The 5,177-nt window shown below is 69.5% G+C and carries 6 protein-coding genes; 1 reads left to right on the forward strand and 5 read right to left on the reverse strand.

Going from position 1 to position 5,177, the window contains the following annotated elements; genetic code table 11:
• Nucleotides 1–131 precede the first annotated feature (131 nt).
• Nucleotides 132–1,082, reverse strand: a complete 951-nt coding sequence (locus ACFXB5_RS52420; RefSeq protein ID WP_385222907.1) for a serine/threonine dehydratase — start codon at nucleotides 1,080–1,082, stop codon at nucleotides 132–134.
• 35 nt (nucleotides 1,083–1,117) lie between these two features.
• Here ACFXB5_RS52420 and ACFXB5_RS52425 point away from each other — a divergent pair, with 35 nt between their 5' ends.
• Nucleotides 1,118–1,768: a TetR/AcrR family transcriptional regulator gene (locus ACFXB5_RS52425; protein WP_385222910.1), complete on the forward strand. Its 651-nt coding sequence runs from the start codon at nucleotides 1,118–1,120 to the stop codon at nucleotides 1,766–1,768.
• Between the two features lie 58 nt (nucleotides 1,769–1,826).
• Here ACFXB5_RS52425 and htpG read toward each other — a convergent pair whose 3' ends face one another.
• The 4 genes from htpG to ACFXB5_RS52445 form a co-directional block, all read right to left on the reverse strand.
• A complete protein-coding gene (htpG, locus tag ACFXB5_RS52430; protein WP_385222913.1) occupies nucleotides 1,827–3,785 on the reverse strand; it encodes a molecular chaperone HtpG in 1,959 nt (652 codons plus the stop codon).
• Between the two features lie 158 nt (nucleotides 3,786–3,943).
• On the reverse strand, nucleotides 3,944–4,099 hold the full coding sequence (locus ACFXB5_RS52435; protein ID WP_385222916.1) for a hypothetical protein: 156 nt from the start codon (nucleotides 4,097–4,099) through the stop codon (nucleotides 3,944–3,946).
• Nucleotides 4,100–4,260: 161 nt separating this feature from the next.
• The gene (locus ACFXB5_RS52440; RefSeq protein ID WP_385222919.1) at nucleotides 4,261–4,707 is read right to left on the reverse strand and encodes a nitroreductase family deazaflavin-dependent oxidoreductase; all 447 of its coding nucleotides are present in this window, start codon (nucleotides 4,705–4,707) and stop codon (nucleotides 4,261–4,263) included.
• A gap of 150 nt (nucleotides 4,708–4,857) precedes the next feature.
• Nucleotides 4,858–5,043 (reverse strand): hypothetical protein, encoded by a 186-nt coding sequence (locus tag ACFXB5_RS52445; protein ID WP_385222922.1) that lies wholly within the window; start codon nucleotides 5,041–5,043, stop codon nucleotides 4,858–4,860.
• Nucleotides 5,044–5,177: the final 134 nt, after the last annotated feature.

Genomic DNA, 5,177 nt, shown 5'->3' on the forward strand with positions numbered 1-5,177 from the left:
GGGGTGTGGTGGGGGGCCCCCCCCCGCCCCCCCCCGGGGCTGTGTCGATATGCGGCTCCGCCGCGTGGGCGACCAGCCACGACGCAGCCGCGGATGAACGACCGCACCTCGCGCCACTTCCCGCGGAGCGCTCAGCGGCGGTGGGTGAGGTCCGCGGGGTCGGTGTTGGCGCCGCAGAGGAGCACCGCGACCTTCTCGCCGGGCCGCGGCCGGTACGCGCCGGAGGTCAGGGCAGACAGCGCCGTGGCCGCCGCGTGCTCGACCGCGATCCTGCGGTCGTCCCACAGCGCCTGGCGCGCGGAGACGATCGCCTCGTCGGACACCAGGACGGACCGCACCCCGCCCTTACGGGCCCACTCCAGCGCGGCCGAGGACACATGGCGCGCCCCCAGCGAGTCCGCCGCCACCGAGTCCACCGGGACGTCGACCACCGCACCGGCCTCCAGCGCGGCGTTGAGGGCCCGGCAGCCGTACGGCTCCACGGCGACGACCCCCACCCCGTGCTCCAGGGCGGACACCGCGACCCCGGTGAACAGCCCGCCGCCCCCGACCGCCACCACCACGGTGTCCAGGTCGGGCCGGGCCTGGCGGATCTCCTCCAGCACCGTGCCCGCCCCGGCCGCGATCAGCGGGTGGTCGTACGCGTGCGACAGCAGGGCGCCGGTCTCGGCGGCGTGCTTCTGGGCGGCGTCCCGCGCGTCGGCGTACTCGATGCCGATCCGATGGACCTGGGCGCCGCGCCGGCGCAGCCGGTCCACCTTCACCGCGGGCGCGGTCTCGGGCACGAACACGGTGGCGGGCACGGAGTGCCGCGCGGCCGCCCAGGCGCACGCGAGCCCGGCGTTTCCGCCCGAGGCGATGACGGCACCCGCGTCCGGCAGGGTGCCCGCGTCCCGGTGGGCCCTGATGAAGTTGAACGCGCCCCGCGCCTTGAAGGTGCCCGTGTACTGCAGGAACTCCAGGGCCAGCCATCCCTCGGCCGCACCCCATGCCCCCTGCTCCACCGGCGCGAGCGCCACGGGCCGGATATGTCCCGCGACCCGCTGGGCCGCGGCTTGTACGTCCTCAATGGAAACAGTCACTGAAACACTGTAACAACCACTGGTACGCTCGGCCTGTGCGCAACAACCGGGACCGAGCCGACCAGCCCACCCTGGAGGCCATCGCCGAGGCCGCTCTGACCGTCGTCGACGACGAGGGGCCCGAGGCGCTGAGCTTCCGCAGGGTGGCGCAGCTGCTGGGGGTCTCCCACGCCACGGTCTTCCGCCGCTGCGGCGACTTCGACGGTCTGGTGAACGCGTGCGCGGACCGGCTGGCCGCGCGGATGCCGCTGGTGGGGCGGGATCAGGACTGGGCCACCGCCACCGAGGCCCGCTTCGCCGCGTTCTACGAGGTGCTGATCGAGCACCCCGGGCTGGTGGCGCTGCGGTCGGGCCGCGCCTGGTGGGGGCCGCATCTGCTGAGCCGCCTCGTGGAGCCGCAGCTGGCGCACAACATCGCCGCCGGAATGACCCCCGAGGCGGCGATCCGCGTCTACCGGCGGCTGTATCTGCTCACCCTCGGCGCCGTCGCCTTCGTCGACCACCGCAACGCCACGCAGGTGCGCACGGCCGCGCGTACCGCGCTCGCCGTGCTGGAGCCCGAGGACTTCCCGGCCCTCACCGGAAACCTGGACGTCGTCGTGGCCGCACTGACCGACCACGAGGTCTTCCACGGCGCGCTGCGGCAGCTGATCGACGCCTCCGCGGCGGCCTGCCTCGGACGGTGACCGACATGAAGCGGGGCGGGCCCCGAGTGGACCCGCCCCGCCGCACGCCAAGGCGTGGCTACAGCGTCTGCTGCACCCGCTCCGCCACCAGCTTGATGAAGCGCGACGGATCGCTCAGCTCACCGCCCTCGGCGAGCAGCGCCATGCTGTAGAGCAGCTCGGCCGTCTCCCCGAGACCGCTGTCGTCACCGCTGTCGTCCGTGCGCTCGGCGTGGGCCTTGCGCAACCCGCTGACCAGCGGATGGGTGGGGTTCAGCTCCAGGATGCGCTTGATCTGGGGCAGACTCTGGCCCATGGAGCGGTAGATGTTCTCCAGGGCCGGGGTGACATCGAAGGTGTCCCCGACGATGCAGGCCGGGGAGGTGGTCAGCCGTGAGGACAGCCGCACCTCCTTGACCTGCTCGCTCAGCGTCGACGTCATCCAGGAGAGCAGCTCGGCGAAGTCCTTCTGCCGCTGCTCCCGCTCGGCCTCCGCCGCCTCGTCCTTCTCGTCCTGGGAGTCGAGGTCGACCTGCCCCTTGGCGATGGAGCGGAGCTGCTTGCCGTCGAACTCCGGCACGGCGTCGACCCACAGCTCGTCGATGGGGTCGGTGAGGAGGAGCACCTCGAAGCCCTTGTCCCGGAACGCCTCCATATGGGGCGAGCTCTCCACGATCGACCGGGACTCGCCGGTCATGTAGTAGATGTGCTCCTGCCCGTCCTTCATGCGCTCGGCATAACCGCGCAGCGTGGTCGGCTGCTCGGCGTCCTGGGTCGAGGCGAACGAACACACCTCGAGGATCGCCTCGCGGTTCTCCAGATCGCTGAGGAGACCTTCCTTGAGAACGCGGCCGAATTCCTTCCAGAAGGTCGCGTAGCGCTCCGCGTCGGAGGACATGATGTCCTTCACCGTCGAGAGCACCTTCTTCACCAGACGGCGCCGCATCAGCTGAATCTGGCGGTCCTGCTGAAGGGTTTCCCGCGAGACGTTCAGCGAGAGATCCGCGGCGTCCACCACGCCCTTGACGAAGCGGAGGTATTCCGGCATCAGCGCTTCGCAGTCGTCCATGATGAAGACGCGCTTCACATAGAGCTGCACCCCCCGCTTGCGGTCCTGCATATACAGGTCCTGCGGTGCCCGGGCCGGAATGAACAGCAGCGACTGGTATTCGAAGGTGCCCTCCGCCTGCATGCGGATGGTCTCGAGCGGATCGACCCAGTCATGGCTGATGTGCTTGTAGAACTCGTGGTATTCCTCGTCGGTGACCTCGTCCTTGGGACGGGCCCACAGCGCCTTCATCGAGTTGACGGTCTCGAGCTCGGGCGCCTTCTCGTCGCCCTCCTCCGTCTGCTCCGCCTCGTCCGCCGCGGCCGGGGCCTGGGCGGGGGCCATCCTGATCGGCCAGGTGATGAAGTCCGAGTGCTGCTTGACGATCTCCCGGATCTTCCAGGGCGAGGCGTAGTCGTAGAGGTGGTCCTCGGTGTCCTCCGTCTTGAGCTTCAACGTCACGGAGGTGCCCTGGGGGGCGTCGTCGAGCGGCTCGATCGTGTAGGTGCCCTCGCCGCTGGAGATCCAGCGGGTGCCCTGGCTCTCCCCGGCGTGACGGGTCTCCATGGTCACCTCGTCGGCCACCATGAAGCTGGAGTAGAAGCCCACTCCGAACTGCCCGATGAGATCCGCGGAAGCGGCCGCGTCCTTCGACTCCCGAAGCTCCTTGAGGAATTTCGCGGTGCCGGAGTTCGCGATCGTGCCGATGAGCTCCACGACCCCCTCATGCGACATGCCGATGCCATTGTCGCGGACGGTCAGCGTGCGCGACTCCTGGTCGATCTCGATGGCGATATGGAGATCAGAGGTGTCCGCCTGGAGGTTTTCATCGCGGAGCGATTCGAGGCGCAGTCTGTCCAACGCGTCGGACGCGTTGGAGATGAGCTCGCGCAGAAAGACGTCCTTGTTCGAGTAGATCGAATGGATCATCAACTGCAGAAGCTGTCGTGCCTCGACCTGAAACTCGAAAGTCTCTACCCCTGTAGTCAACTGTTTCCCCTCGTGAGATAGCTGTCGACGCCATCAAGCACAGTGCGTCAGCGGCAGCTTATCGAAGGTGAGGGGTGTCGAGCGGCCTTCCGGGCAGATGACGGACGGCCGCTCACGGAGCCGGATGCGGTGGCCCCGGGCGACGGGGCCGGAGTGCGTCAGCCGCCGCCGCGCACCTTGCTCCAGTCCAGGGCCTCGGCGGCCTCGCGCTGGATTTCCTCGGCCGCCTCCCGGGCCTCCGCGGGGACGTCGCCGTGCTCCGCCACGAGGCTGTCGTAGATCGGCGCGAAGTCTGATTTGTCTGTCACGTTCATGTGGCGCACTTCCTTGGGTACGGATCCCGGGTCGGTTCCCGGCTACCCGATCTATCAAACAGGCATGCTTTGGCGTCGATCACAGGGGGGCTCCCCGCGATCCACGGGCTCCCGGCGATCCACAGGCGCCGGGCGCGCCGGAACGCGCCGGGACCCGCGGGTCAGTGCGCGGTGGCCGCCGCCTCCAGCACGAAGACCGGGATCTGGCGGTCGGTCTTCGTCTGGTAGTCGGCGTAGTCCGGGTACGCCTCGACGGCGCGCTCCCACCACCGGGCCTTCTCCTCGCCGGTGACCTCGCGCGCGGTCATGTCCTGCCGCAGCGGGCCGTCCTGCAGCTCGACCCGCGGGTCGGCCACGACGTTGTAGTACCAGACCGGATGCTTGGCGGAGCCGCCCAGCGAGGCGACGACGGCATAGGCGCCGTTGTGCTCCACCCGCATCAGCGGGGTCTTGCGGATCTTCCCGCTCTTCGCGCCCAGCGTCGTCAGGACGACCACGGGCATGCCCCGCATGGTCGTGCCCTCGGTGCCACCGGAGCTCTCGATCAGCTCGACCTGATCGCGTACGAACTTCTCCGGGCTCGGCTCGTACTCACCCTGCAACGGCATGATGTCCGTCCCCTTGTCTCGTGTGCGAAGACTCGCCTTGCGTCTCCCCGTGCCGATGGTCAACACGGGGAGTGCGCGAGATCATCCCGGCGGCTCCGGCCGTCGGGGCGGCGACGCGAGGGGATCGGTCGCGGGCTGGGGGTTCGTCCGTCACGCCGCCAAGCGGCGCGGGCCGGGGGAGGGGCCGGAGGAGGGGGTGGGGGCGGAGGCGGAGGTAGGGGTTTCCTGGTCACCGTTCCGCTCCGCCGCGCGCTTCGACTCATCGGAGTGACGTCCCTGAGGAGGGAAGGTCAGATCCGGTACGTCGACGACCGGCGGCAGATCGGGAGTGAGCATTGGCTGCTCATTTCTGTTCATGGCCAGCGGGTACCCAGGTGCGCCGGACTCACCCTGCGATACCGGTCACAGTCGGACATGGCGGTCAGATCGGCGGTTCGTGCCAGTGCGGGACGGACCGCCGAACGGCCCGT

Source organism: Streptomyces sp. NPDC059455, from assembly GCF_042750115.1.
Classification (GTDB): Bacteria; Actinomycetota; Actinomycetes; order Streptomycetales; family Streptomycetaceae; genus Streptomyces; species Streptomyces endocoffeicus.